Below are 24,287 nucleotides of genomic sequence, written 5' to 3'. Positions count from 1 at the left end.
TGGGAGCCATGAAGGGAGCGGACACCCTGCCGTTCCGGTGGGACCTCGTCGCACCGGACCAGTTGGGCACCCTTCTCTCCGGCACGGAGTCCCCGCGCCTGTGGTTCGTCGACGACCTGGCGGAGTGCGCGGGCAAGGTGCTGGCGCGCAGCGGCAACGGCGACCTGGTCTTCGTGGGCCGTTCGCTCGACTCGATGTTCGACCTTCTCGGCGGTGCGCTCGCCGGCGTCGCCGACGACCGGCGACTGCACCGCCTGCCGGTGTCGTTCGCCCGTTCCGGCGTCCGGTCGGGTCGCCGGTGGCGCGAACGCCCGCTGACCCACGGCGAACGCCGACGGGGCCGCGAGTTCCTCGCGAACGTCGGTGTCACCCCGCACGCACTCGCCCGCCGCGCGCGGCCGGTGACGTTCGTCGACGTGGTCCACGAGGGCGGCACCTTCACCGACCTGTTCACCCTCCTGCGCGACTGGATCGACGAGGAACGTCAGCCGTGGCGGGTGATCCGGCGCAAGGTGCGGTTCGTCGGGGTGACGATCCGGCGCGAGACGAGCCCGAACACCTACCGCTGGCGGCACGACGCCGGCTGGACGCGTCAGCTGCCGGCCCGCTCGGTCGTCAACGTGTCGCTCGACTGGTGGGTCTGGAACTACCTCGGCGACCGGCAGACCAAGCTGACCCGCACCTTCAAGCCCGAGCGGTGGCTGGCCGGGGCGGCCGCCCCCGACCGCGACCTCGACACCCGGCAGGCGATCGCCGAGGCCGTCGCGATCGTCCACTATGGACGGAGCGCGGCGGGCCGGAAGGCGATCGCCCGCGCGGCCGACCGCGAGCCGGCGCTCGCGGAGGCCTGGCTGCGCACGGTGGTCACGGCGCTGAACAGCACCTGAAGCGTCAGGCGGCCACGATCCGCACGTCGTGGGCCGCACCGGGTTCGAGGAAGGCGAGCAGGCCCAGGCCCTCCGCGGTCACCGCGTCGCGGTCGGCGGCCGGCAACGGCTCGAAGACGCGCACCGTGAGCGTCGCCGCGCGGTCGCGCGCCTTTCCGCTCGTCGCGACCGACCACGCGGCGGCCGTGACGCCGTCGACCAGCACCGGACGCGGCACCGGACCGTGCGGGGTCACCGCCTTCGAGCGGAACCCGTCGGTGACGAACCGGCCGCGGTCGCGGTGCGACAGCAACAGGTTGTCGAAGTCGTACAGGAACCGCACGGGCGCCGGGGTGTCCGGGTCGGGGCGCGGCGCGTCGGGCAGGTCGTGGTAGCCGTCCGCGAACCGGGCCAGGGGCAGGCGTTCGACGACCTCGGTCAGCTTCGTCAGGCCGCACCACGTCTGGAGGTCCTGCACGGTCGCCGGTCCGTACGCGGCGAAGTACCGCAGCACGAGCGTCTCCAGCGACCCGCCGCCGACCGGCGCGCCGACCCACTCCTCCAGCGGCGCGTGCAGCGTGCGGCCGCTGCGCCCCCACACGCCGCGCGGCGGCGTCTGCACCACCGGCAGCAGGTTGCGCACCGCGTAGGCGAGCGCCGCGGGGTCGGTGCCGGGCCACCGGTCCCGCAGCGCCGCACCCAGTTCGGCCGGGGTGAGCGGCTTGTCCGCCAGCAGGTCGCGTCCGGCCGCCACCACCGCGTCGGTGTCGAGACCGCGCATCCAGCGCCCGTACGCGTTGTTCTGGAACAGGTCCCGGTCGAGCGCCGGCTGCACGAGGGGACGCAGCGCGAGCGCGTCGGCCGCGCTGACGAAGTGGATCGTCGACCGCATCAGTGCGATCCGCACCGCCCGCCGCGAGGTGAGCAGCCCGGCCACGTCCTCCGGCCGGCACCCGGCCACGCGCGCCCACAGCCCCACGTACCACGTGTGCGGGGTCTGCGCCTGCAACCCGACGAGGTGCTCCGTCACCTCCAGCACAGGCCGGTGAGACCGGCGCAGGAGGAACTGCCGGGCCAACGTAGCCCGGTTCAGCTGCCGGACACCGAGCTCGCTCACGCGCGTCCCCCCCGTTTCTAGAAGACCTGACGGAAGAACTCTCGCAGATCCGTGACCAGCGTGCCGGTCGCGTCGAACGACGAGTAGTGGCTGCCCTCGTCGTGGTAGCGCCACGACACGATGTTCGCGTGGTCGCGCTCGGCGAACCGGCGCACCGACTGGAAGTCGTGCCTGAAGTTCGACAGTCCCAACGGGACGGTCGTCGGGCCCTCCGGAACCGAGGCGCTGTGCCGGTCCTCGAAGTAGAGCCGCGCGGCGGAGCCGGCGGTGTTGGTGAACCAGTAGATGCTCACGTTGGTGAGGATGACGTCGGGGTCGAGGCCACCGAGCAGTTGAGCGCTCCACGCCAGCTGGCCGACGGGGGAGTCGGCGAGCGCGTGCGCGATCGTGCGCGGTGCGAGCGACTGCATCTTGTCGTGGGCGCCGCCGTTCTCGTGCCACCACTGCATGAACCGCACCCGTTCGAGGTCCTCTTCGGACAGTCCGGCGAACTCGGCCGGGTCGCCGGACGGGAACGAGAACACCTGGGTCACGTGCACGCCGGTCACGCGGTCGGGGTCGACGCGGCCGACCTCCGGCGAGATGAGCGAGCCCGCGTCGTTGCCGTGCACGCCGTACCGGTGGTAGCCCAGGCGGCGCATCAGCTCGGCCCACGCCCGCGCGATCCGGTACCGGTCCCAGCCCTTCTCCGTGGTCGGACCGGAGAACGCGAACCCGGGGATCGACGGGATCACGAGGTGGAACGCGTCCGACGGGTCGCCGCCGTGTGCCCGCGGGTCACTCAGGGGGCCGACGACCTCGAGGAGGTCCACAATGGACCCCGGCCAGCTGTGCGTCATCAGCAACGGCCGCGCGTCGGGCTCCGGCGACCGGACGTGGAGGAAGTGCACGCTCTGGCCGTCGATCGTCGTCGTGAACTGCGGGTACCCGTTGAGCCGCTTCTCGGCGGCGCGCCAGTCGTACCCGTCGCGCCAGCGCTCCACCAGCGACCGCACCTGCTCCAGCGGCACGCCGTACGTGTCGCCCGCGCCGGGCAGGTCGTCGGTGAACCGCGTGCGCGCCAGCCGCCCGGCGAGGTCGTCGAGGTCGGCCTGCGGGATGTCGATGCGGAACTCGCGGATCTCTGTCATGCGGTCACCCTCGCAGTCAATTAGGAGAGCTTCGTTCCTAATGACCTGGCATCCTCGACGAATGTTGGAGACCTCCGCGCGCCTGTTGCGCCTGTTGTCGCTACTGCAGAGCAACCGCGACTGGACCGGCACGGAGCTGGCCGACCGCCTGAACATGAGCGGGCGCACGGTCCGTGCCGACATCGAACGCCTGCGCACCCTCGGGTACCCGGTCGAGGGCACCCGCGGCAAGGTCGGCGGCTACCGGCTCGGCGCCGGCGCCGACATGCCGCCGCTGCTCCTCGACGACGAGGAGGCCGTCGTGGTCGTGGCCGGGCTGCGGGCGGCCGCCGCCGGGGCCCTCGCCGGCGTCGGCGCGGTCGAGGAGACCGCGTTGCGGGCGCTGACCAAGCTCGAACGCGTCCTGCCGCCGCGCCTGCGCCGGCGCGCCGCCGCCCTGCGTTCGTTCACGGTGGCCGTGCGCCCCGACTCGCCCGGACCGGTCGTCGACCCGGCCGTGCTGTCGACGCTGGCCGCCGCCTGCCGCGACCACGAGGGCGTCCGCTTCGACTACGACACTCACGGCGGCTCCGCGACCCGCCGCGAGGTCGAGCCGTACCGCCTCGTCAACTGGGGTCGCCGGTGGTACCTCCTCGCCTACGACCTCGGCCGCCGCGACTGGCGCACGTTCCGCGTCGACCGGATCCGCCCGCGCACCCCGAACAACCCGCGCTTCACCCCGCGCCCGCTGCCGACCGACGACGTCGCCGCCTACGTCTCCGGTGGCGCCGCGGCCGCCGCCTGGCGGTACCGGGCCAGCGTCGTGGTGCACGCGCCCGCCGCCGGGGTCGCCGCGCGGATCAACCCCGCGGTCGGCACCGTCGAGTCCCGGCCGGGCGACCGGACCTGCCTGCTCCACACCGGTGCCGACTCCGTGGAGACCCTCGCGGTGCACCTCGCCCTCCTCGACGCCGACTTCGAGGTGACCGGGCCGCCGGAGCTCGTCGCGCACCTGCGGACCCTCGCCGACCGCTATGCACGGAGCGCGCCGGTCGTGCGAAAGCGGTCAGGATCTGACCGCTAGGTCGTCCACACTGGAAGGAGGCCCGACAGAGGAGGACCCGAGATGACCGCACCGACCATCACCGGTGAGCGCGCCGACCTGCTGCAGGTGCTGGCCAAGCACCGCGGCTTCCTCCGGTACACCGTGGCCGGCCTCACCGACGAACAGGCCAGGGCCACGCCCACCGCGAGCGCGCTGTCGCTGGGCGGGCTCATCAAGCACGTCGCGGCCGTCGAGAAGGGGTGGTTCGCGTTCATGACCGGCGGCGCGGCGGCCCTGGAGGCCGAGCCGTCCGACTGGGAGAACGGCTTCCGGATGACCGGCCGCGAGACGCTGGCCGGGCTGCTCGACGCCTACGAGGCGGTGGCCGCCGCCACCGACGCCCTGGTCGTCGACCACCCCGACCTCGACGAGTCGTTCCCGCTTCCGCGGGCGCCCTGGTTCGAGGCCGGTGCCTCCTGGTCGGTGCGGCGCACGCTGATGCACATCATCGCCGAGACCGCCCAGCACGCCGGTCACGCCGACATCCTCCGCGAGACCATCGACGGTCAGAAGACCATGGGCTGACACGCGACGGCCTCGCGGATTCGCGCGATCTTGGAGACTTCTGCATCGAAATCGATGGACAAGTGTCCAAGATCGCGGGTGGGGGGTCAGGAGGCAGGCGGGTCGGGGCGCTCGGGCTTGTCCGGCGGGGGCGGCATGACGCGTCCCCGCTTCTGGAGCTTGCGGTACGAGCTCGCCGACAGGTACTTGCCCGACCGCTCGCGCGACCCGAACTCCGTCTCGCGGGCCAGGTACTCCAGCTCCGCCGCCTCCTCGGCCAGGTCGGCCGCCTGCGCCTGCGGCGCGTCGGCCCGGGCCGCGGCGATGTCGCGCTGCGCCTGGCGGATCTCCTTCAGCGCCGCGTCGGAGTCGCCCTTGCCCAGGTGACCGGACGCGCGCCGCTTGGCCTGCTGCGCCCGCAGGTACACCAGCTCGGTGCGCACCACCGGGTCGGCCACGCGGCCGGCCGCCCGGTCGCCGGGCACCACGTTGACCGTGACCGGCACCGTCACCGTGTGCTGCTTCAGCGTCGGCAGCTCCACGTACGTGAACACCAGCGTGGCCACCTCGGTGAGCCCGAGCGCCGCCACGCCCGGGATGTCGAAGGTGAGCACGAGCTTGCGGGTCTCCTCGGCGTAGAAGCTGCCGAGCTCCACCATCAGGCCACCGTCGACCACTGTGGACGGTAGGTCGTTGACCACGAGCACACGACGGATCGCCGGCGTGAGCCGCACCTGCACGGAGGCCGCCTGCACCGTCTGCGCGAGCAGACCCTCGACCTCGCCGGCGATGAGCGCCACCGCCGTGTCGGGCTCCTCGGCGAAGTGCTCGTTGCCGGAGCCGCCCCGGGCGATCGCCGACATGAGCGCCTCGTCGTAGCCGAGCCCGAACCCGAGCGTCGACGTCGTGACGCCGCTCCGGTGCGCCTCGGCGGCCACCTCCCCGAGGGTCTCCGGGTCGGTGACGCCGACATTGGCGTGCCCGTCGCTGACGATGAGCACGGTGGCGCCGCCCGCGCCCGCGACCCGCCGCGCCTCCTGGAGCCCGCGCAGGTACCCGCTGGACAGGTCGGTCCCGCCGCGGGCGTCGACCGCCGCGATCCTGCGCTTCGCCGCCGGCTTGTCGGTGAGCGGGCCGGCCGGCACCACGACGTCGATCTCGGTGTCGAAGATGACCAGGCCGAAGTTGTCGCGTGGGTCGAGCCGGTCGACGAGGTTGCTCAGCGCGGTGCGCGCGCCGGCGATCCGGGCACCTTCCATCGAGCCGCTGCGGTCGAGGACCACCTGTAACGTGCTCGGAACCCGGTCGGCCGAGGCGGAGCCGGTCGCGGGCGGCGCGGTCAGCTCGACCAGCACCGAGACCTGGTCCTCGGTCTCGATCGCGATCAGCTCGACGTCGAGATGCGCGGTGATTCGCACGTCAGCTCCTCAAGCTCGGGTCGGGAAACCCCGACACCGGCTGAAGGTAGCCCACCGGAGCCCGTTCAGACCCCGGGGTCGAACGGGATCCCCGCCGGCATGGCCTTGCGCAGCATGCCACCGAACCGGGCGTCGGTGAGGTCGAACACGGCGCTGCCGAAGGACGCGAGACGTGCCGCGCGGTGCCGTTCTCGACCCGGACCACCACGTGCTCCCAGTCGTGCCGGTGCCCGCTCTCGATGCCGTTGACCACCTGGTCCTTCTTGAAGTACAGGGCGTACGCGTAGGCGCACCACCGGCCGTCGCAGCGGTACCGCGAGTACCCGTTGGTGTTGTCGAGGTCGGACCGGTCGCGGCAGTTGCCGTTCAGCGCGCCCGACGGCTTGAGCCCGCCGTTGAGCGTGCCGGTCGGCCCGATGGCCGGCGTCGGGTAGCAGGTACCGAGGACGACGGCGGCGGCCGCGAGCGACCTGAGCGCGAGAGTCCGCATGGCGACACGGTACGAACGCCGCCGCCGCACCAGACATCAATGCATGTACATCTGGGACAGTGGACGGCGTGGCGCGTATCCGTGACGTGGTGGTCGACTGCCGGCATCCCGCCCCGCTGGCCCGGTTCTGGGCGGAGGTGCTCGACGGCTTCGCGGTCGCCCCGTACGACGACGAGGAGCTGGCCCGGCTGCGGAGCATCGGCGTGTACGACCCGGAGGACGACCCGTCGGTGCTGGTGGAGCGCCCCGGCACGGCGCCGCGGTTCTTCTTCCAACTCGTGCCGGAGCCGAAGACCGTCAAGAACCGGCTGCACCTCGACCTCGATGCCGACGACCCGCCGGCCGAGCTCGCCCGCCTTCTCGGCCTCGGCGCCACCGTGGTCGAGGAGTACGAGGGCGACCACGTCGTGCTCGCCGACCCCGAGGGCAACGAGTTCTGCCTCATGTATCAGTCGTAGAAGCCGACGACTCCCCGGTTGCGGTCGGGCGCCGGGTGCCCGGCGCCTTGATCCCGGTCGATCAGGCGGGCAGGGTTGCGCCATGGGGAACCCCGCGCTCACCGACCGCGTGTCCGTCGACGTCGAGCACGTCCACCGCGGTCTCGTGCACCTGAGTCTGGACCTGGGACGGCAGGGTTCCGTCGTGGAGCGTCCGGCGGGCGGGAGCGTCGCGGTGCCGGTGACGTGCCCGGAGTGCGGTGCCGACCTCGTCGCCGAGGTGTTCAGCGTCGACGGCACCCGGCGCCTGCGGCGGACGGCGCGATGGCTGATCCTCGCCGTGGTCGCCGGGATGGTCGGCGTCCTCCTGCTGTTCGGTCTGGTGGCGGTCGGCCTGGACACGGCGTTCCTGGCCATTCTCCTGGTCCTCGTGTTCGTCGGCCTGGTGGTCGGCGCGCTCGTGCTGGTCATGGAGAGCCGCACACCGGGCGTCTACGGGCCCTGGCCGCGGCGCCTCATGAGCCGGCCGCGCCTGCTCCGTCGGGGCGGTCGCGACCACACCCTGCAGGTCCGCTCGAGGTGACGAGCACCAGGCGCGACTGCTCGACCCAGCGGTGACCGCAGCGGCACCGCAGGTACCGCACGATCCCCTCCGACGTGGTGTGCCGGGACTCGACCCGGGCCGTCGCCGACCCGCGTCCGCAGGCGTCGCAAGCGCTCATGCGTTCCAGCGTGCTGTAATGGCCTTGTGCAGTTCAACCATTACGGCGGAACCGGCGCCTTCCTCGCCGCGGCCCTGCTCAACACCACCGACGCCACGCCGGCGGAGCTGGAACGGGTGCTCACCGAGCACGAGATGAGCAGCCGCACGCTCACCGCCACGCAGGCGCGGGCGCTGGCGGCGTGGATCGCCGGGGTGCGCCCGGTGTTCGGCGAGCCCGACACCCGCCGCCAGATCGACCTGGTCAACCGGCTGCTCGCCGACGCCACCACGTCGGTGCGGGTGTCGATGCACGACGGGCACGAGCCGCACCTGCACTACATCACCGGTACCGACGACCCGGTCGCCCGCATCAGCGCCGCCGTCGCGGGCGGCCTCGCCGTCGCGCTGTGCGGCGCCGGCGGCGCGCGCCTGGGCACATGCCAACGGGACGGGTGTGCGACCGTCTACGTCGACACCTCCCGCAACGGGCGGCGCCGGTTCTGCTCCCTGGCCTGCGCCAACCGGGTGAACGTGGCCTCGCACCGGGCCCGCGCCCACGCCGGTCAGTAGTCGTAGACGGTGACGTCGACGCCGGTGTCGCACAGCGTGCGGACCGCGATCGGCTCGACGAGGTCCCATCGCCCGCCGGCGAGGCCGCACCCGATGCGCGGCATGTGGACCGACGCGCCGAGGCGCCGTGCCTCGGCACCGAGCGTCGACAGGCACGACTCGAGCGCGGGGTAGCGGATGGGCGGGCCGTTGCTGCCGGTGCGGATGCCGTGCTGCGCCACCATGTTGGCGACCCACAGGCCCGGCTGGACCGGCACCAGGCGGACGGCGCCCAGCCCGAAGTCGTTGCCGGCCCGCTCGCGGTGCCAGCGCCGGTAGTCGCGCTCGGGCTCCTTCCACCGGCGGGAGACGGCCACCACGAAGCCCCTGCCCCAGCCGCCCAGGTCGTTGCAGACGTGCGCGATGATCTTCGGGCCACTGGCCTGCGGGCTCGTGGCGTCGCCGGCGATCACGACCAACGTGGACATGCGCCGCACTATGCCAGCGGGGTACGACGACCCGCTGCCCAAATAGCCCCGGATCGTTTGGTGTGCGTGGGGAAGCCGAGGGTCAGTCGCCGGGCGGTTCTCGCCGGTGGGGCGGGCGTCGCGGCCGCCGCCGGCGTCTGGCTGCTGCCGACAGCGCGGGACCTGCTACCGGACGAGCTGACCGGCGGGCCCGAGCCGGTCGTGCCCGACGCGCCGCCCGGCGACGAGCGGCTGGAACGGCGCGGGTCGGTGGCCCGCAGCCGCGAGGTCGACCTCTACACCGCGGTACCGGAGGGGCACGGCGACGGCTGGGGACTGCCGGTGTGCGTGGTCCTGCACGGCGGGTCGAAGTCACCCCGCGACTTTCCCGGCCTCGGGCTCGGCCGGTTCCTCACCGCGGCCGTCGACCGCGGCGCCGCGCCGTTCGTCCTGGTCGGCGCGTCGGGTGACCGGCTGAGGTGGCGACCGTCGACCGGCGACGACCCGCAGCGGATGGTCCACGAGGAGATCCCGGCGTGGTGCGCCGAGCGCGGCTTCGACACCCGGCGGATGGCGGTGTGGGGCTGGTCGATGGGCGGCTACGGCGCGCTGCGCATCGCGCAGACGTTCCCGGGGCTCGTGCGGTCGGTGGCGGCGTTCTCGCCGGCGGTGCAGCGCGGCGACGACGTGTTCGACGGCGTGGCGCGGCTGCGCGGCATCCCGGTCGGCCTGTGGTGCGGCCGCGACGACGACTTCTACGACGACGTGCGCGCCCTGCACCGGGCCCTGCCCGCCGGGCCGGTGGCCGGCGGCTACACCGACGGGCGCCACAACTTCGGCTACTGGAGCCGGGTGATCCCGGCCGCATTCGCGTTCGTCGCCTCGACCCTGCGGTGAGTTCTCCGCGCTGAGGATACGGTGGTCGGCATGACCAGCGCGCTGATCGTCCGTGGCGGATGGGAGGGGCACCGACCGGTCGAGGCCACCGACCTGTTCGTGCCGTTCCTGAAGGAATCCGGGTACACCGTCCGCATCGAGGATTCGACGGAGGTGTACGCCGACGCCGACGTCATGGCGGCGACCGACCTGGTGGTGCAGTGCGTCACGATGTCGACGATCACCGGCGACCAGCTCGCCGGCCTCACCTCGGCCGTGGTGGCCGGCACCGGGTTCACCGGCTGGCACGGCGGCATCGCCGACTCGTTCCGCAACTCGTCGGACTACCTGCACCTCGTCGGCGGCCAGTTCGCCACCCACCCGGGCAAGGAGCCGGGCCTGCGGTGCGGCGACGAGACCGACAACTTCCTGCCGCACACCGTCACCATCACCGACGCCGGTCGCGAGCACCCGGTGACGGCCGGCATCGCCGACTTCGAGCTGACCACCGAGCAGTACTGGGTGCTGCACGACGACCTCATCGACGTGCTCGCCACCACCACCCACCCGGCGCGGCCGTGGCAGCCGTGGCAGCGGCCCGTCACGTCACCCGCGATCTGGACGCGTCGGTGGGGGGCGGGGCGCATCCTGGTCACCACGCCCGGTCACAGCCTCGACGTGCTCGCCGACCGCAACGTCCGCACGGTGATCGAGCGCGGCATGATCTGGGTGACGCGGACAGCGGGCTAACGACGCGAGGCCGACGCCGACGGACGCCCGGACGACGACGGGGTCGCCGCGGTCGGCGGCGGCGGCTCCAGCCAGCTTCCCGCGGTGGTGTCGCGCCAGTCGTCGTTGCCGAGGTAGTTGTAGACGCGGCTCGACAGGGACCCGATCGCCGGCAGCCCCGGGATGCCGCCGAACACCAGCCGTGGCACGCCGAGGAACACCGGGCCGTTGAACTTCCTGAACGCGGCGCCGACCGTTGCCGGGTTCAGCTGGTCGCCCGGGAGCGAGCCGAGCACCCGGGCGGCGACCAGGGTCATCTGCAGCATCATCACGCCCGCGGTGCTCGGCACGCCGCGCGCGCCCAGCGGCGGGAACCACTCCTTGAGCGCGCGCAGCTGCCACGCCGTGGTGTCGTCGGAGGCGCTGGCCTCCGCGCTGATGTTGAACGTCATGTAGTTCCAGCGCGGGTAGTCGCCGAGCTTGGTGCGGACCTCCTGGCTGAGGCAGCCGGCGAGCGTCAGCACCTGCGTGTTGATCCGCAGCTCCTGCAGCGCGTTCTGGATGTTGACGCAGTGCGCGGCGTCGGCCACCACCGGGATGAACAGGTCGGCGTTGGCCGCGCCGCTGGCCGCCAGCGGCTCGGTGAGGTCGGTGCTGTTCGCCGGGTACTTCGCGACGGTCACCTTGACGCCGCTCGCCTCGAGGCCCTGCTTGATCGCGGCGACCGCCCGCTCGCTGGCCACGAAGCCCTCGGTGGTCAGCAGCGAGACCTTGTCGGCCTTGGCGTAGGTCTTCGCGTAGGTCACCACGCCGAGCGCGCCGAACTGGCCGCTGGAGAAGTAGTACGAGTTCGGGGCCGCGGCGTCGGCGGGCTGCAGCGGCAGGCCGCCGAGCACCGGCAGCTTCGGCGACAGCACGCGGTGGAACGGCGCGGTGTCGGCGTCGATCGCGCCGTGCAGCACCGCGGCGATCGTCGGGTCGGCCGTGAACTTCTGCGCGCACTGCTCGGCCTGGCCGGCGTCGTCGGGGTGGCACAGGTCGAGCTCGATCGGCCGGCCCTTCACGCCGCCGAGCTGCTCGTTGAGCAGCCGCACGGCGTCGGTGACGGCGATCGTGTACTCGGGGAACGAGCCCGGGCCGTTCTCGGTGTTGACGAACCCGAGGCGGATCGGCTGCCCCGTCGCGCGTCCGGCCGTCGATCCCGTGTACTGGGTGAAGGTCGCGAGGGTGGCCGGCGAGAGGGTGCCGCCGCCGTCGGTCGAGCGGGGGGCCACCGCCAGGTCGCCGCCGTCGGTTCCGTCGCCGTTACACGCCGTCAGCATCAGGGACGCAGAGAGCGCTATCACGGCAGGGGCCGAGATCCACCTACGCAGGTTCCGGAACATGATTCCGGAACGCTATCCGGCCCCTGCTTGCGCACGCAAATGCGTCAGCTTCGCGAATGCGAAGAATCCACTTTTAAGCCACAAGATCAAATGAAATGGATCACTCTAGCTCACTGTCCGTGAGCCCCGGATGTACCCGTCGATCTGATCGACGCGGTCGTCCAGCGGGCCGGCGGGCACCTCGACGAGCTCGAACCCGTGCTCCCGGTACACCCGCTCGTGGATCCCCTCGAACCGCACCGACTGCTCGAACGAGATCCGCCGCGCCGCCGTCGGCGTGACGAACCCCAGCAGCCGCACGAAGAACACCGTGGGCCGGTAGAACCCCTCGGCGACGATCCGGTCGACCTCGCCGGCGAGCGCCGGCGGCACCGGCAGCTCGGCGTACCGGGCCAGCGCCAGCGTGCAGATGGGCGACCGGTCGAACACCCGCGCCGGGCCGGTGTCCGGCTGCCGCTGGCGTCGGAGCTGCAGGTCGAGGATGGCGTCGAGGAAGCCCGGCGCGGTCCACGGCTCGGGGTGGCCCTCCCGCTGCCGGCGGGCGATCACGTCGGTCGCCGCCTCGTCGACGACCGGGTAGCCGCGCTCGCGCAGCCCGGCGAGGATCGTGGTCTTGCCGGCACCGGGCGCACCGGTGAGGATGTACCGCCGCATCGCTGGTCCCCTCGGATGTGGGCGGACGACGGCGAGCGCCGACGTCCGGCGCTGAAGGATGGAGGTTTCGGGAGTCGCTGCCACGAACGGTGGGGCTCCCGGGAAGAGCCTATCGTGAGGCGGTGCGCACCGAGCCCCTGACGGCGCAGACGTGGCCCGACCTGGAGAACCTCTTCGGCCGGGCGGGCGCGTCGAACGGCTGCTGGTGCATGTACTGGCGGCTCGGTCCCCGCTACCACGAGCGCCCCCGGGCCGAGAACCGCGAGGAGCTCGCCTCGTCGGGGCGCGGTCTCCTGGCGTACGACGGCGACCTGGCCGTGGGCTGGTGCCTGCTGGCGCCGCGGGCCGAGCTGGCCTGGCTGGCCCGGGCCCGCTACGTGGCCCCCGTCGACGACCTGCCGGTGTGGTCGGCGCCGTGCTTCTTCGTCCGCCGGTCGCACCGTGGACAGGGGGTGACGGGTGTCCTGATCGACGCCGCGGTCGAGGCCGCCGGTGCCGCGGGTGCGCCCGCGCTGGAGGCCTACCCGGTCGACACGTCGGTGGCGGGCCATACGAGGAACCTGTTCCCGGGGGTGGCGTCGGCGTTCGAACGCCGCGGATTCGCGGTGGTGGCCAGGCGCGCGCCCGACCGCCCCGTGATGCGCTTCCCCTTGACGGGCCCGGACCGCTCATGATCGAAAGTGCTGGCGACTTTCTGCTGTTCCACCCATGCGTCGGACCGCGAAAAGTCGCCACCACTTTCGATCATGAAGCGGTGGTGCGGCCTACTGGGCGGCGGCGAGCCAGGTGTCGGTGGCCATCCGGGCGGCCACCGCGTCGAGGTAGGCCGCCGCCGACAGCCAGGTGGTCGCGAGGTCGTCGACGTGACCGGCGGGGCGGCCGAACTCGTCGCGCGGCCGGTCGACGGCCAGCCGGTCGAGGCTGCCCGCCAGGGCAGCGGCGGTGGGGAGGCCGGCGGCGGTGAGGCGGACCGGGTCACGCGGCGCGCCGGCCGCGGCCTGCGCTCCTCCCTCCACGGCCCGCTGCACCCGCCGGGACAGCAGGTACAACGGCAGGTCCGGCGGCGGCTCCGGCGGGACGTCCGTCGCCACGTCCTCCGGCGGCTCCGAACCGGGGTGCGGAAGCCAGGCGCGCAGCAGGATGTCGACGCCCAGATCGACGTGGCTGCCCCGCGCGTCGGGCAGGCCGGTCCAGCTCGCCGCCAGGGCCTCGACGCGGCCGTCTCCCGCGAAGCGGCCGATCAGGCGGACCTCGCCGGCAACCTCGGCGAGCATCCGCAGGTTCGACAGGTACGGCAGGCCGGGGTTGTCGGTGGGCACGGTCAGGCGGACCGTCCGGCCGTCGGCGGTGGTGAACCGGACCCCGGAGTCGTCGGCCGGCCCGGTGCGGCCGGTCAGGAACGCCAGGTCGTGGCCGGCGGGACGCTCCTCGGCCGGCAGGCGCAGGGCGTCGTGGTAGGCGGCGACCTGGGTGGACAGGGTGCGGGTCCAGTGGCGGGCGAGCGGGTCGTCGGTCCACGGGCGGCCGGACCCCCGGACGGCCCGGACCGTGCCGGCGTTGCTCAGCCGGCCGTCGGCCGACGCCCTGGCGGCCGACACGAACAGGCCGGCGTGGCCCAGTTCGCGGAAGGTCAGCCGGGCCTCGCCGATGCGCACCGGGTTCCCGGGACGTCCGGTGGCCAGCTCGAGGCCACCCGGCGTGACGTCGTTCACCTGGTACAGCGTGCCCTTCGCGTCGGTGAGGTAGGTGACCGCGCCGGCGTAGCCGGTGGGGTCGAGCACGGGTACGCAGCAGAGGCCGTAGAGGCGCAGGTCACCACGGTCCACATAGGACCGTCGGGCGACGCCGCGCAGCGACGCGGGCGACCCGGTGCCGTGGCGGATCCGGTGGCTGACCTCGAGCAGCTCGTGCACCGCGGCCACCAGGTCGGCGAGGCGGAACGCCGGGTCGTCGGCGCGCGCCGCGCGGGCGGACCGCACCACGCGGACCGCCGCCGTCGACGCCCGGTGCAGCCCGAGCGACCGCGCCTCGTGGGCGGCGCGCAGGAGCACGGCCTGCTGCACCGCGCCCGCGCCGGCGATGCCCCGCGTGAGGACCGCCGCGCCGGCCACCCACAACCCGTCGGCGGCGGCCACCTCGGCGGCACTGAACGCGGCCGCTTCGGCGGCGGCGTCGCCCGCCGGCGCCGGTGCGGCGCCCGCCTGCGAGCCGGCGCCGGCCGGAACAGCGCCGGCCGGAGCTTCCCCGGTCGCCGTGTCCCCGGTCGCCGTGTCCCCGGTCGCAGTGTCCCCGGCCGCGGCGTCCTCGGCCGGGGGAGCGGTACTCAGGACCGCCGCCCGGTGGGCGCACCTCGGCGCCATGAGGCACGTGCACGTCACGTCGCCGGCCGCCCGTACCGGGACCCGCAGCGTGACGGTGGTGTCGTCGTCGACCCGTACCACCACCGTGCCCGCGTCCACAGTGGACACCGGCCACGCCGCGGCCCTCGTCACCACCTCGTCGAGCTTCTTGCGCAGCCGGGTGGGCAGCGCCTCCACCGCCTCCGCGACCACGGCCGGCGGGACGCCCGGTAGCCCACTCACGAGACCTGCTCCGCCACCCACCGGGCCAGCCGCAGCGGGCTCAACGCCGCCACCGGCATGCCCGCCGCGGTCAGCTGTTCCGCCACGCCCACCGCGTACCGCGGGCGGGCCTGGTCGTCGAGGCTGGCGCAGCCGAGCAGCCGGCACCCCGACTCGGCCAGTGCGCGCGTCTCGGCCAGCAGGTTGGCCACCGGGTACCCCTCCTCGAAGTCGCTGACCACGATGATCATCGTGCGGGCCGGCACCTTCACCAGCGTGCGGGCGTGCCGGAGCGCGGCCGCGATGTGCGTGCCGCCGCCGACCCGCACCTCCAGCAGCAGCGCCAGCGGGTCGGTCAGGTGGTCGCTCAGGTCGACGACCTCCGTCGAGAACGTCACGAAGTGCGTGGTGAGCGCGGGAACCGCGGCGAGCACGGACCCGGTCAGCGCCGCCCACACCGTCGACGGCTCCATCGACCCGGACACGTCGACGAGCACGATCACGCGCCAGTCCATGCTGCGCCTGGCCCTGCCGCGGAACACCGGCCGCTCCGGGATCACCAGCACCCGGCCGTCGTCGTCGCGGCGGGCGGTCGCGAGGTTCGCCCGCACGGTGGCGGCCAGGTCGAGCCGGCCGCCGGGCCGCCGTGTCGGCCGCGGCACCGTGAGACCGTTGAGCGCCGGACGCATCTGCGTCGCCAGCTTCTCCGCCAGTTCCTTCGTGATGCGGTTCGCGAGCGGGCGCAGGCGCGCGAGCTCCTTCTCCGGCAGCGCGCCCGCGAGGCTCAGCACGGTGTGCAGCAGGTCGACCGACGGCCGCGCCCGCTCGGTGTCGAGCTCGAGCACCGCGTCGAGCCGGCCGGACGCCGCGGCCCGCCCGAGCACCTCCTGGCACACGTCGGCGCCGTACAGCTCGTCGAGCTCGTCGCGCCAGTGCCGCACGTCGGGGTACCGCGCCGCGCGCCCGCCGCCGGATCCGCCGATCGTCTGCGACCCCTCGCCGTGCCCGGCGCCGTACAGTTCGTCGAGCGCGCGCGCCAGCCGCCCGGCGGCCGCACCTCCCGTCCCGGACCGGTGCCGGCCGAGCACCAGCCGCCACCGGTCGGCCGTCGACAGTCGCGCCCCGTCGTGCGGTCGCGGCCGTCGCGGCTCACCCTCCACAGTGGACCGCGATGCGCGTCCATCCACAGTGGACCCGTCGGGGAACAGCCCGGTGACCGCGGCCCGCCCGGCGAGGTCGTAGCCGACGGCGGCGACGGGTGGGTCGCGGTCGAGATCGTCGCCCGCCAGGTCGGTGCCCCGTTCACGCACGGTGGCGAGCAGCCGCTCGCGCGCGGCCGGGCTCAGCGCGTCGAACCCGCCGCGCACAGCCGGCAGCCGCCGCACGAACTCGTCGTCGGGCAGCGACTCGACGCGGTCGAGCAGCGGGGTCAGCGCCGCCCCGCCGGTGGCCAGCAGCGGCCCGGCCGCCACGAGTGCGCCCGCGAGCAGGCGCACGAGGTCGTCGCCGGGCGCGTCGAGCCACGACGCGAGCCGCTCACCGAACGCGGCCGGGGTCTCCAGCCCGCAGAGGACCGACACCGCGCCGGCCGCGCCGCGGATCAGCGGCCCGCCGTCGACGCCGAGCCGGCGCAGCGACGCGTGCAGCCGCAGCAGCCGACCGGTGCCCTCGGCCCGCTGCACGACCTCGACCAGCGCCCGCGCCCCGTCGACCGTCTGCGCGCCGGCCAGCCCGTCGACCTCCCGCACGGCGGCGGCGTCGAGGGCGTCGACCAGCGCGGCCAGACCCGGTGGCGGCTCCGGCGTTCCGGGCACGTGGCCGCGGGCGATCCGCTCGGTCTCGGTGATCGCGGTGATGATGTCGCGCAGCGTGCCGACGGTCGCCACGATCCGGCCGACGTCGTCGACGCGGGTCGCGGTCATGGCCGGGAGACCGCAGGCCGCGGCGACCGCGAGCCCCGCGACCGCCTCGGCCGGGGTGGGGCCGCCCTCGGCCACCTCGGCCCGGCGGGCCAGCGCGAGTGTGCCCTCGGTGGCCTGGACCAGCGTGACCCCGCGCATCCCCGCGACCGCGATCGTCGCCCGCACCTGCGCGGTCCACCCGACGTCCCACACGGTGGTGAGGCTCTCGCCGATGCCGCCGGAGTCGCGCAGCACCCCGTACCGCACCCCGCAGGCGGCGAGCCGGCGCAGCAGGACCTCGCGACCACGGTCGACTGTGGACCGCAACGGGTCGAGCCGCAGCGACCGCGCGGGGGTGTTCTCGCCGGGCAGCCGCGCCCTGCGCAGTTCCGCGAGCACGGCCGGCACGAGCCCCGACTCCGGCGTGCCCGGTGCCAGCCGGCCGAACCGGTCGCCGACGAACACCGCGTGCATCGCCTCGGCGACCGCCCGGCCACGGCCGAGCACCTCGCCGTGGGCGAAGACCGTCTCGATCGCCTCGACCAGCTCTCCCCGGCCGGGCGCCGGCAGCCCGCGCAGCCGGGCCAGGTCGATCGCCAGCCTCGCGGCCTCGCGCGCCTCGGCCGGACCGGCCGGGTGACCGGCGGCCCGCAGCCCCGCGCTGACCCGCACCGCGTACGCGACCGCCAGCTTCTCCAGCGCGGCCGGGCCGGCGCCGCACTCGTACACGTCCTGCTGCCAGCCGGGGTCGCGGATCCCCGACCCGTATCCGGACCGCGAGTCGAGCAGCCCGAACTCGTACGGCACGAGCGACGTGACCGTGCTTTCGGCGCTCGCCTCCGCTCGCGCGGGCCCGCGGGCCTTCGAGGCGCCGCCTTCCCTCGTCGCTCCGATCGCTGCGCTCCTCAGTCCAGGCGACGCCGGCCCGCGGGCCGGGTCGGCCGGTGCGAGCAGGGCCGGCGCGTGGAAGGCGCCCACCACCATGGCCACCCGCCGGTCGCCGGCCGAGGCGGCCCGCCCGCGCATCCAGCGCTCGCGGGCGGCGTCCACGGCGGACACCGTGCCCGCGTCGCGGCGGATCGCCCAGCCGACCGCCAGCGCCGCCCGCCGGACCTGCTCCGGCGTGCAGCCCGGTGCGGCGGCCTCGACCAGCCGGTCCCACAGGTCGTCGTCGGCGCGGCCGGTCTGCGTCTCCCGGAGGCGCGCGGTGAGCGAGTCGACCGCGGTGGGATCCGCGCCGGGCTCACCGGGGGCCGCCCAGGCCGGGTCGCCCAGCGGCAGGTCGCACGTCGCCACCTCGACGCCGTTGCGCACCGCCCACCGCACCGCGGCCAGCTCCGGGGAGAAGTCGGCGAACGGGTAGAACGCCAGCCCACCGCGGCCGTCGTCGGTGGCGGCGCCCAGGGCCACCGGCGCGACCGTCGCCGGGTCGCCGAGCCAGCGCAGCCACCCGCCCAGCTCCTCCGGCAGCTCGATCAGCAGCAGGTCGGGCGCGAACGCGTCGAGCAGGGCCGGCACGGCCGCGGCCAGCACGGGGGAGTGGTGCCGCACCCCGATCAGGAACGGCGCCGTGCTCCCCGCGAGCCGCGCCAGCGCCTCGTCGGGAAGCTCCAGCCCGTCGGTGGCGGCGGACGCGTCAGCCTTCGAGGGCGCCACGGCACTCCCACAGGTCCCGCCAGGGTCCCTCGCCGGCCTCGGCCCGGCGGCGCACCGAACCGTCCCAGTAGGACAGCAGCCGGGCGCGGTCGGCCTCGTCGTCCTTGCGCACCACGCCGAGCAGGTGCTCCGGCACCAGGCCGAGCGGCGGCCGGTCACCCGGGAAGTACGCCGCCGCGAGCCCGATCGACGCCGTGACCGCGACCGCCTCGGCGGTGCTCATCACCGTCGACGGCTTCTCCACCGCCCACCCCTCGACCGACCGGCCCGACCGCAGGTCGCGGAACGCCGTGACGAGCGCCTCGAGCACCGACGCGTCGACCGCGTACGCCGCGCCGACCCGCTCGACCACCGCCCGGGCCTGCCGGCCGACGAGCGCGATCTCCTGGTCGAGGCTGGCGATCGGCGGCACCACCTCGAAGTTGAACCGCCGCTTGAGCGCCGCCGACATCTCCGACACGCCCTTGTCGCGCAGGTTCGCGGTCGCGATGAGCGTGAACCCGGGCGCCGCGTGCACGACGGCCCCGCCACCGTCACCGTCCACGTCGGACAGTTCCGGTACCGCGATGCGCCGGTCGGACAGCACCGAGACCAGCGCGTCCTGCACCTCGGGCAGGCACCGGGTGACCTCCTCGACCCGGGCCACCCGGCCGGCCGACATCGCCGACAGCACCGGCGACGGCACCAGCGCCGCCCGGCTCGGACCGCCGGCCAGCAGCATCGCGTAGTTCCAGCCGTACCGGAGCTGGTCCTCGGTGGTGCCCGCGGTGCCCTGCACCACCAGGCCGCTGGTGCCGCAGACGGCCGCGGCCAGCAGCTCCGACAGCATGGACTTGGCCGTGCCCGGCTCGCCGACGAGCAGCAGCCCGCGCTCGCCGGCCAGCGTCACCACGCACCGCTCGACCAGTGCCCGGTCACCGACGAACTTCGCCTCGACGACGCGCGCACCGCCCTTGCCGGTGACCTTCCGCCCGCCGCTGCCGGCGACGAACGTGACCACCGCGCGCGGGGTCAGGTTCCAGCCGGGCGGCCGGGGACCGCTGTCGGAGCTGGCCAGGAACTCCAGCTCGTCGGCGTACCGGTACTCCGGCGGGTCGATCTGCCGCGGGGTCGTCATGCGGGTCTCCTCGTTCGTGATCATCGGGCGCCCAGCTCACGCAGGCGGGGCGGGTCGCCGTCGAGCACCCGGCGCCACGCGGCGCGGAACAGCGCGCCGACCGGTGCGCAGGGCGCCGCCGGCCAGGTGTTCCCGTCGTCGTCGAGCCCGAGCAGCGTGACCTTCCACTCCTCGACGCCCGGCGTCTTCTGCCAGCCGCCGGGCAGGAACACCGAGCGGCCGGCGCCGGCGCGCCTGGCCTCGACGACCAGGTCGGTGGCCGCCAGCTCGGTGCGGGCCTTCCTCAACCGGGCCGGCGTCCAGCCGTTCCAGCGCTGGACGGCGCGGTCGGTCGGGTCGCCCAGCGCGAGCAGCTGCAGGTAGTACGCGGCGGCGTCGGCGCCGAGACCGTGCCGCCCGGCGACCTCGGCCACCAGGTCGGGCACCTCGGTCGCCGGGTCCTGCGCCCAGCCGGTGCGGCCGGCGTCGGCGCGGACGGCGGCCATCAGGTCGGCGGTTCCGGGCGCGAGCAGCCGGCGCACCGCCCACATGGCGGTGGTACCGGGGAACATCCGCAGCACCGGGTCGTCGGGACCGGTGACCTTCGCCAGGTGCACCGTGCACTCGACCACGTCGCCGTACTCCCGTTTACCGGCCGTGACCGACGGCGGCAGCGGCGTGTTCCTGTCGAGGTAGCCCACCTTGACCTTGGCGGCCGGATCGGCGATCAGCGCCCGGAGCCGGTCGTACCAGTCGGGGACCGCGGCTCGCACCGGGCTCTCCCGGGGCAGCCGGTAGGCCAGCCACGGCAGGATCAGGCCGAGGTCGCCGATCCGGTCGCCGACCGACTTCGCCTTGTCGGCGTCGAGCCAGCGGGCGCCGTCGAGGAGGCCGATCACGAGCGACTCGAGGCTGCCCCACCGCTGCAGCCGGCCGACCTCGGCGAGGACCTCGTCGGGCAGGGCCAGCCGGGTGCCGACGGTCTGCCGCCAGACCTCGGCGACGCGGGCCACGTCGGGTCCCGCGGTCCACAGGTCGGCCGGGTCGTCGGGCATCGCGGCGAGGATCAGCGCCTGCCGGGCCTCGGCCTTCAGCGCCTGCAGGGTCGCCCGGCCGCTGCGCGCCTCGGCGGTGGAGATCCCCAGGATCGCGCGGGTCTCCTTCGGCAGGAAGTTCGCGTCGTACGAGCCGATGTTCGGGCCGCCGGCGAGCACCAGCGCGGCCGCGCCGCGGCCCATGCCGGAGTCGGCGACGAGCCGGTCGACCGCGTCGGGGAACCACGGCGGCGCGCCGCGCTCCGACAGCGCCGTGGCGACCGCCTCGACGCGCGCCCGGCCACCCCACGTGACCCGGACATCGCTGACGATCTTCCCGTTCTCGACCGGCCCGAACCCACCGGTCGGGTCGTGCTCGACGGCCGCGTACGTGCGGTCGTCGTGGCCGACGCGGCGCTGCACCAGGAGCGTGCGCCCACCGGTCCGCACCACCTGCGGCACCGCGTAGGACTGCTTCTTGTCGGCGACCCGGACGCGCAGCACCCGCACGGTGCCGTCGGGCTCGGCCAGCCCGGTGCCGGCGAGCAGACGCAGCAGGGTGGCCACGGTCTCCCGTTCGGCCGCCGGGATGCCGGGCGCGGTCGCGCGCAGCACCAGGCGGCTCTGCAGCGCGAGCAGTTCGGGCCAGGTGACGTCGGTGTGCTTCCACTTCGGTGGCTTGCCCGGCTCCGCCGCGAGGAGCCCGGGCACCGCCGCCAGCTGGTCGACGAGGTTGCGGCAGTCGGCGTCGTTGAGCCAGACCGAGTCGTGGACGTCGACCAGCACGGTGCGCAGCACCTCCGGGTCGAAGACCGCCGCGACCGGTGCCGGCTCGCTGCCGGGTGCGGAGTCGGCCAGCGCGCGCAGCGTCCGCAGCCGCAGGGCGAGGCGACCGGCGTCGGTGAATTCGGCCACGACGGCCTCGCGCAGCGCCGTCGCGGTGACCGCCGGCAGCGCCGCGAGGACCGTCGCGGTGACCGCCTCCGCCAGCCGGGCGGCGGCCTCCTTCTTCGGCACCCCGTCGGTGCCGCGGGCGGCCTCGTGGGCCTCCTGCAGAGCCACGACCGCGTCGAGCACCTGCCGCACCGTGGCCGCGTCGACCGCGCGCAGCGCCGCCGAGCCGGCCGCGTCACGCACCCGCCACGCGTGCCACCAGTCGGTCGGCGGCACCCGGGTTCCGGGCGAGCCCGACGTGAGCCGCCGGTCTCCGCCCGGCGTGTACACCGTGAAAACGCGCTGGACCGGCCCGGCGGAGTCGACGACGACCGGGCACGGTTCCCCGGTACCGGGGAACAGCAGCCCGCCGGCCGGGTGCCGGTGCGCCTCGATGTCGGCCGGGAACACGACCTCCCGACCGTCGATCCGCGTACCCACGCGCGACCCGTCGGGGTTCGCGCGGACCTTCCACCCGACCAGGCCGTCGACGTAGCCGAGCGGCGAGCCGGCGAACTCCTCCGGCGCCGGCACGAGGTCGCCGAACCGGTGGTCGGTGCCCTGGTCGGCGAGGAACTCCGGCGGGTCGCCGGGGGTCGCGGTGCCGGTGGCCGGGTCGTACGGCCACCACTGCCGGACGCCGCCGTCGTGGTGCAGCCGCCAGTACCGGGTGCCGTCGCTGATGAACGTGTGCGGCTGCGGGAACCTCGCGTCGCCGGGCTTCCACGGCGCGCCGCCGAACGTGGCCCCGCCGTCGGGCAGTGGCAGCGCGCGCACCGGGCCGTACGACGGCAGGCCGCCCTCGAAGACGTCGTTCGGCGCGTCGGCCCAGTAGGCCCTGCCCTCGTACGTCCACACGAGCAGCCGGTCGACGCCCGGCACCCAGACGGCCTCGCGGTACCACCAGTTCGAGGCGTGCTTCGGGCGCGGGTGCTTCAGCACGACCGCCGACGGCCCCAGGACGACCGTCTTCTTCTCGCCCTTCACCACCAGGTGCGGCCACGACCCGTTGAACGAGGCGCCGCCCGGCAGGTCGTCGTGGGCCTCCTCGAGCACCGGCCAGACGAACTCGGCCAGCAGACCCGTGCGCAGCGTGCGGGTGAGCCCCTCGGCCAGGTCGGTCGCGGCGATCCGCCGGAACGCGTCGGGCTCGACGGCGGTGGCTGCGGACGTCGACACCCAGGAGACCCCGGTGATGTGGTCGCTCAACGCGGCCAGCGTCGGATCGGTGGGCACCGCCGCCGCGTGCGCGCGCAGCCAGGCGCCGAGCGCCGTGCGGAGACCGGGGGTGCGGGTGATCGCGGCCAGCCGCTCGACGCCGGTGTGGCGCAGGCTCTGCACGGCGCCCTCGCCGAGGTCCGTCGCGAAGCGCTCGTCGGCGGCGACCGCCGCGAGGTCGCGCCCGCCCGGTGCGGTGTCGTCGATCCAGCGCAGGACCCCGAGGTCGACGTTCTCGGCCGGCGCGACCGCGACGTCGCCGGCCAGGCACACGTCGAGCACGTCGAGGTCGCACCGGTGACCGGCGAGCAGCCGCACCGGCCGCCCGGCGGCCTGCAGCGCCGGGACCATCCGTTCGACGAGCCCGACCAGCTTCTCCGACCGGCTGAAGCTCCACCGCCGCTGGCGCGCCGCCGAGATGCGCTCGAGCCACCCGGCCGCGCCGTCAGGGCTCGCCGCGGCCGGCTCGACCTCGCCGGTGAGACCGGCGTCGGCACCGGCCGCCACGAGCAGGTCGATCCACTCGTCGGTCAGGTCGGTGTCCCAGCCAGGCGGTTCGGGGATGATCCCCAGCAGCCGGCCGCGCACCTCCGGACGCCGCCGCGCCGCCTTGACGATGATCGGCCGCAGCGCCTTCCACGTGCCCGGTGCGCTGCGCGCCGTGGCGGCGAGCCCGACCAGGTCGGCGACGAGGTTCTCGACCTCGGTGTCGGCGTCGAGGCCGGCGGCGGTGGCGAGGCGCTTGAGCTCCGCCGGCAGCGCCGGATAGGGCGCGAGGCCGCTGGCGACCCGCCGCAACGTCACGGTGCGGAACCGCTCGAAGGCGGCGTCGGGCTTGCTGCGGGCCGCGAGGTCCTTCGCGTACTGGCTGATCGCCTTGACCGGCAACGCACCGGCCATCGCGTACTCGAGGAACACCTCGGCGACCCGGTCCTCGTCGATCGCCAGGGCGTGCGCCTGCTCGGCCTCGCGGGCGTAGTTGAAGCAGGTGGACGCGTACCGCACGTTCTCGCCCGCGATCAACGCCCGACCGGCCTCCTCCCAGAACGTCGGCAGGAACTGCGGCGCGGCGCCGTCGAGCCGGCCCGCGAGCGCGCGGTAGCCGTCCATCGCCGCGGCCGGCTTGGCGGCGGCCAGCTTCGCGAGCTTGCGCATCTCCTTGACGAGGGCCAGCGCGTGCCGGCCGTTGGCCGGGTCGTGCACGAGTGCCCACGCCGGGAACCCGAGTGCCTGCCGGGCGGTGACGCCGACCTCGGCGGTGCGCTCCGGCCCGGTGAACCCGAGGAACTCCATCGTCAGGTCCTCGGCCTCGCCGAGCAGCGACGGCACCAGCCGCACCACCGGGCGGTCGGGCGCGTCGTCGCCGAACCCGGGGTGCCGGTAGACCCGGACGGTGAGGACGTCGCTGTCGGCGTCGCCCGGCACGGGACCGATGCCGCCCGCCGCGACCACGTCTGCGCTGGTCATGTTTGGGCTGTT

The 24,287-nt window shown here is 74.6% G+C and carries 20 protein-coding genes; 9 read left to right on the top strand and 11 right to left on the bottom strand.

Going from position 1 to position 24,287, the window contains the following annotated elements:
- The first annotated feature begins 8 nt into the window (after positions 1 to 8).
- On the top strand, positions 9 to 887 hold the full coding sequence (locus Voc01_RS09330; protein WP_239160070.1) for a hypothetical protein: 879 nt from the start codon (positions 9 to 11) through the stop codon (positions 885 to 887).
- A gap of 4 nt (positions 888 to 891) precedes the next feature.
- Here Voc01_RS09330 and Voc01_RS09325 read toward each other — a convergent pair whose 3' ends face one another.
- The gene (locus Voc01_RS09325) at positions 892 to 1,983 is read right to left on the bottom strand and encodes a winged helix DNA-binding domain-containing protein (RefSeq protein WP_203926907.1); all 1,092 of its coding nucleotides are present in this window, start codon (positions 1,981 to 1,983) and stop codon (positions 892 to 894) included.
- 17 nt (positions 1,984 to 2,000) lie between these two features.
- The gene (locus Voc01_RS09320) at positions 2,001 to 3,113 is read right to left on the bottom strand and encodes an epoxide hydrolase family protein (RefSeq protein WP_203926906.1); all 1,113 of its coding nucleotides are present in this window, start codon (positions 3,111 to 3,113) and stop codon (positions 2,001 to 2,003) included.
- Positions 3,114 to 3,174: 61 nt separating this feature from the next.
- On the opposite strand from Voc01_RS09320, the gene Voc01_RS09315 reads away from it, so the two are divergent.
- Both Voc01_RS09315 and Voc01_RS09310 read left to right on the top strand, forming a co-directional pair.
- A complete protein-coding gene (locus tag Voc01_RS09315) occupies positions 3,175 to 4,176 on the top strand; it encodes a helix-turn-helix transcriptional regulator (protein ID WP_203926905.1) in 1,002 nt (333 codons plus the stop codon).
- A 42-nt stretch (positions 4,177 to 4,218) separates the two neighbouring features.
- Positions 4,219 to 4,722: a DinB family protein gene (locus Voc01_RS09310; RefSeq protein WP_203926904.1), complete on the top strand. Its 504-nt coding sequence runs from the start codon at positions 4,219 to 4,221 to the stop codon at positions 4,720 to 4,722.
- A gap of 86 nt (positions 4,723 to 4,808) precedes the next feature.
- Here Voc01_RS09310 and Voc01_RS09305 read toward each other — a convergent pair whose 3' ends face one another.
- The gene (locus Voc01_RS09305; RefSeq protein WP_203926903.1) at positions 4,809 to 6,119 is read right to left on the bottom strand and encodes a vWA domain-containing protein; all 1,311 of its coding nucleotides are present in this window, start codon (positions 6,117 to 6,119) and stop codon (positions 4,809 to 4,811) included.
- Position 6,120: 1 nt separating this feature from the next.
- On the bottom strand, positions 6,121 to 6,609 hold the full coding sequence (locus Voc01_RS09300) for an NPP1 family protein (RefSeq protein WP_239160069.1): 489 nt from the start codon (positions 6,607 to 6,609) through the stop codon (positions 6,121 to 6,123).
- Positions 6,610 to 6,677: 68 nt separating this feature from the next.
- Here Voc01_RS09300 and Voc01_RS09295 point away from each other — a divergent pair, with 68 nt between their 5' ends.
- The 3 genes from Voc01_RS09295 to Voc01_RS09285 all read left to right on the top strand — a co-directional run bounded on the left by Voc01_RS09295 (position 6,678) and on the right by Voc01_RS09285 (position 8,319).
- The gene (locus tag Voc01_RS09295; protein WP_203926902.1) at positions 6,678 to 7,067 is read left to right on the top strand and encodes a VOC family protein; all 390 of its coding nucleotides are present in this window, start codon (positions 6,678 to 6,680) and stop codon (positions 7,065 to 7,067) included.
- An 82-nt stretch (positions 7,068 to 7,149) separates the two neighbouring features.
- Positions 7,150 to 7,629 (top strand): hypothetical protein, encoded by a 480-nt coding sequence (locus Voc01_RS09290; protein ID WP_203926901.1) that lies wholly within the window; start codon positions 7,150 to 7,152, stop codon positions 7,627 to 7,629.
- A 165-nt stretch (positions 7,630 to 7,794) separates the two neighbouring features.
- Positions 7,795 to 8,319 carry a CGNR zinc finger domain-containing protein gene (locus Voc01_RS09285; RefSeq protein ID WP_203926900.1) on the top strand — a complete coding sequence of 175 codons (525 nt, stop codon included), beginning with the start codon at positions 7,795 to 7,797 and terminating at the stop codon, positions 8,317 to 8,319.
- On the opposite strand, the gene Voc01_RS09280 is transcribed toward Voc01_RS09285, so the two are convergent.
- Positions 8,313 to 8,786, bottom strand: coding sequence for a macro domain-containing protein (locus Voc01_RS09280; RefSeq protein WP_203926899.1), 474 nt, complete (start codon positions 8,784 to 8,786; stop codon positions 8,313 to 8,315). The genes Voc01_RS09285 and Voc01_RS09280 overlap by 7 nt on opposite strands.
- A gap of 66 nt (positions 8,787 to 8,852) precedes the next feature.
- Here Voc01_RS09280 and Voc01_RS09275 point away from each other — a divergent pair, with 66 nt between their 5' ends.
- A complete protein-coding gene (locus Voc01_RS09275; RefSeq protein WP_203926898.1) occupies positions 8,853 to 9,662 on the top strand; it encodes an alpha/beta hydrolase in 810 nt (269 codons plus the stop codon).
- A 30-nt stretch (positions 9,663 to 9,692) separates the two neighbouring features.
- Positions 9,693 to 10,391: a ThuA domain-containing protein gene (locus tag Voc01_RS09270; protein WP_203926897.1), complete on the top strand. Its 699-nt coding sequence runs from the start codon at positions 9,693 to 9,695 to the stop codon at positions 10,389 to 10,391.
- Here the strand turns inward: Voc01_RS09270 and Voc01_RS09265 are convergent.
- Positions 10,388 to 11,692, bottom strand: a complete 1,305-nt coding sequence (locus Voc01_RS09265; RefSeq protein WP_203926896.1) for an ABC transporter substrate-binding protein — start codon at positions 11,690 to 11,692, stop codon at positions 10,388 to 10,390. The genes Voc01_RS09270 and Voc01_RS09265 overlap by 4 nt on opposite strands.
- Positions 11,693 to 11,860: 168 nt before the next feature.
- Positions 11,861 to 12,409 (bottom strand): AAA family ATPase, encoded by a 549-nt coding sequence (locus Voc01_RS09260; RefSeq protein WP_203926895.1) that lies wholly within the window; start codon positions 12,407 to 12,409, stop codon positions 11,861 to 11,863.
- Between the two features lie 122 nt (positions 12,410 to 12,531).
- Between Voc01_RS09260 and Voc01_RS09255 the strand changes: the two genes are divergently transcribed.
- Positions 12,532 to 13,083 (top strand): GNAT family N-acetyltransferase, encoded by a 552-nt coding sequence (locus Voc01_RS09255; protein WP_203926894.1) that lies wholly within the window; start codon positions 12,532 to 12,534, stop codon positions 13,081 to 13,083.
- Positions 13,084 to 13,173: 90 nt separating this feature from the next.
- Here the strand turns inward: Voc01_RS09255 and Voc01_RS09250 are convergent, their stop codons facing one another.
- Genes Voc01_RS09250 through Voc01_RS09235 form a run of 4 tightly spaced genes read right to left on the bottom strand, consistent with a single transcriptional unit; the run spans position 13,174 to position 24,275 of the window.
- Positions 13,174 to 14,991, bottom strand: coding sequence for a hypothetical protein (locus tag Voc01_RS09250; protein ID WP_203926893.1), 1,818 nt, complete (start codon positions 14,989 to 14,991; stop codon positions 13,174 to 13,176).
- Positions 14,988 to 18,527, bottom strand: coding sequence for a DUF5682 family protein (locus tag Voc01_RS52935; protein ID WP_239160068.1), 3,540 nt, complete (start codon positions 18,525 to 18,527; stop codon positions 14,988 to 14,990). The genes Voc01_RS09250 and Voc01_RS52935 overlap by 4 nt, the downstream gene beginning before the upstream one ends.
- Positions 18,508 to 19,668, bottom strand: a complete 1,161-nt coding sequence (locus Voc01_RS09240; protein ID WP_239160067.1) for an ATP-binding protein — start codon at positions 19,666 to 19,668, stop codon at positions 18,508 to 18,510. The genes Voc01_RS52935 and Voc01_RS09240 overlap by 20 nt, the downstream gene beginning before the upstream one ends.
- Positions 19,665 to 24,275 carry a hypothetical protein gene (locus Voc01_RS09235; protein WP_203926892.1) on the bottom strand — a complete coding sequence of 1,537 codons (4,611 nt, stop codon included), beginning with the start codon at positions 24,273 to 24,275 and terminating at the stop codon, positions 19,665 to 19,667. Before Voc01_RS09235 ends, Voc01_RS09240 begins: the two co-directional genes overlap by 4 nt.
- Positions 24,276 to 24,287 lie beyond the last annotated feature (12 nt).

This window comes from Virgisporangium ochraceum, from assembly GCF_016863655.1.
GTDB classification, from domain to species: Bacteria; Actinomycetota; Actinomycetes; order Mycobacteriales; family Micromonosporaceae; genus Virgisporangium; species Virgisporangium ochraceum.
Note: the sequence above shows the minus strand (reverse complement) of the source record. Positions and strands in the feature narration are given on the sequence as shown.

Bases quoted from the DNA above. Each gene is read 5' to 3' on its own strand.
- Voc01_RS09310 (WP_203926904.1), top strand. From the start codon at position 4,219: ATGACCGCACCGACCATCACCGGTGAGCGCGCCGACCTGCTGCAGGTG.
- Voc01_RS09265 (WP_203926896.1), bottom strand. From the start codon at position 11,692: ATGCTGACGGCGTGTAACGGCGACGGAACCGACGGCGGCGACCTGGCG.
- Voc01_RS09235 (WP_203926892.1), bottom strand. From the start codon at position 24,275: ATGACCAGCGCAGACGTGGTCGCGGCGGGCGGCATCGGTCCCGTGCCG.
- Voc01_RS09320 (WP_203926906.1), bottom strand. From the start codon at position 3,113: ATGACAGAGATCCGCGAGTTCCGCATCGACATCCCGCAGGCCGACCTC.
- Voc01_RS09300 (WP_239160069.1), bottom strand. From the start codon at position 6,609: ATGCGGACTCTCGCGCTCAGGTCGCTCGCGGCCGCCGCCGTCGTCCTC.
- Voc01_RS09260 (WP_203926895.1), bottom strand. From the start codon at position 12,409: ATGCGGCGGTACATCCTCACCGGTGCGCCCGGTGCCGGCAAGACCACG.
- Voc01_RS09240 (WP_239160067.1), bottom strand. From the start codon at position 19,668: ATGATCACGAACGAGGAGACCCGCATGACGACCCCGCGGCAGATCGAC.
- Voc01_RS09270 (WP_203926897.1), top strand. From the start codon at position 9,693: ATGACCAGCGCGCTGATCGTCCGTGGCGGATGGGAGGGGCACCGACCG.
- Voc01_RS09330 (WP_239160070.1), top strand. From the start codon at position 9: ATGAAGGGAGCGGACACCCTGCCGTTCCGGTGGGACCTCGTCGCACCG.
- Voc01_RS09290 (WP_203926901.1), top strand. From the start codon at position 7,150: ATGGGGAACCCCGCGCTCACCGACCGCGTGTCCGTCGACGTCGAGCAC.
- Voc01_RS09280 (WP_203926899.1), bottom strand. From the start codon at position 8,786: ATGTCCACGTTGGTCGTGATCGCCGGCGACGCCACGAGCCCGCAGGCC.
- Voc01_RS09315 (WP_203926905.1), top strand. From the start codon at position 3,175: ATGTTGGAGACCTCCGCGCGCCTGTTGCGCCTGTTGTCGCTACTGCAG.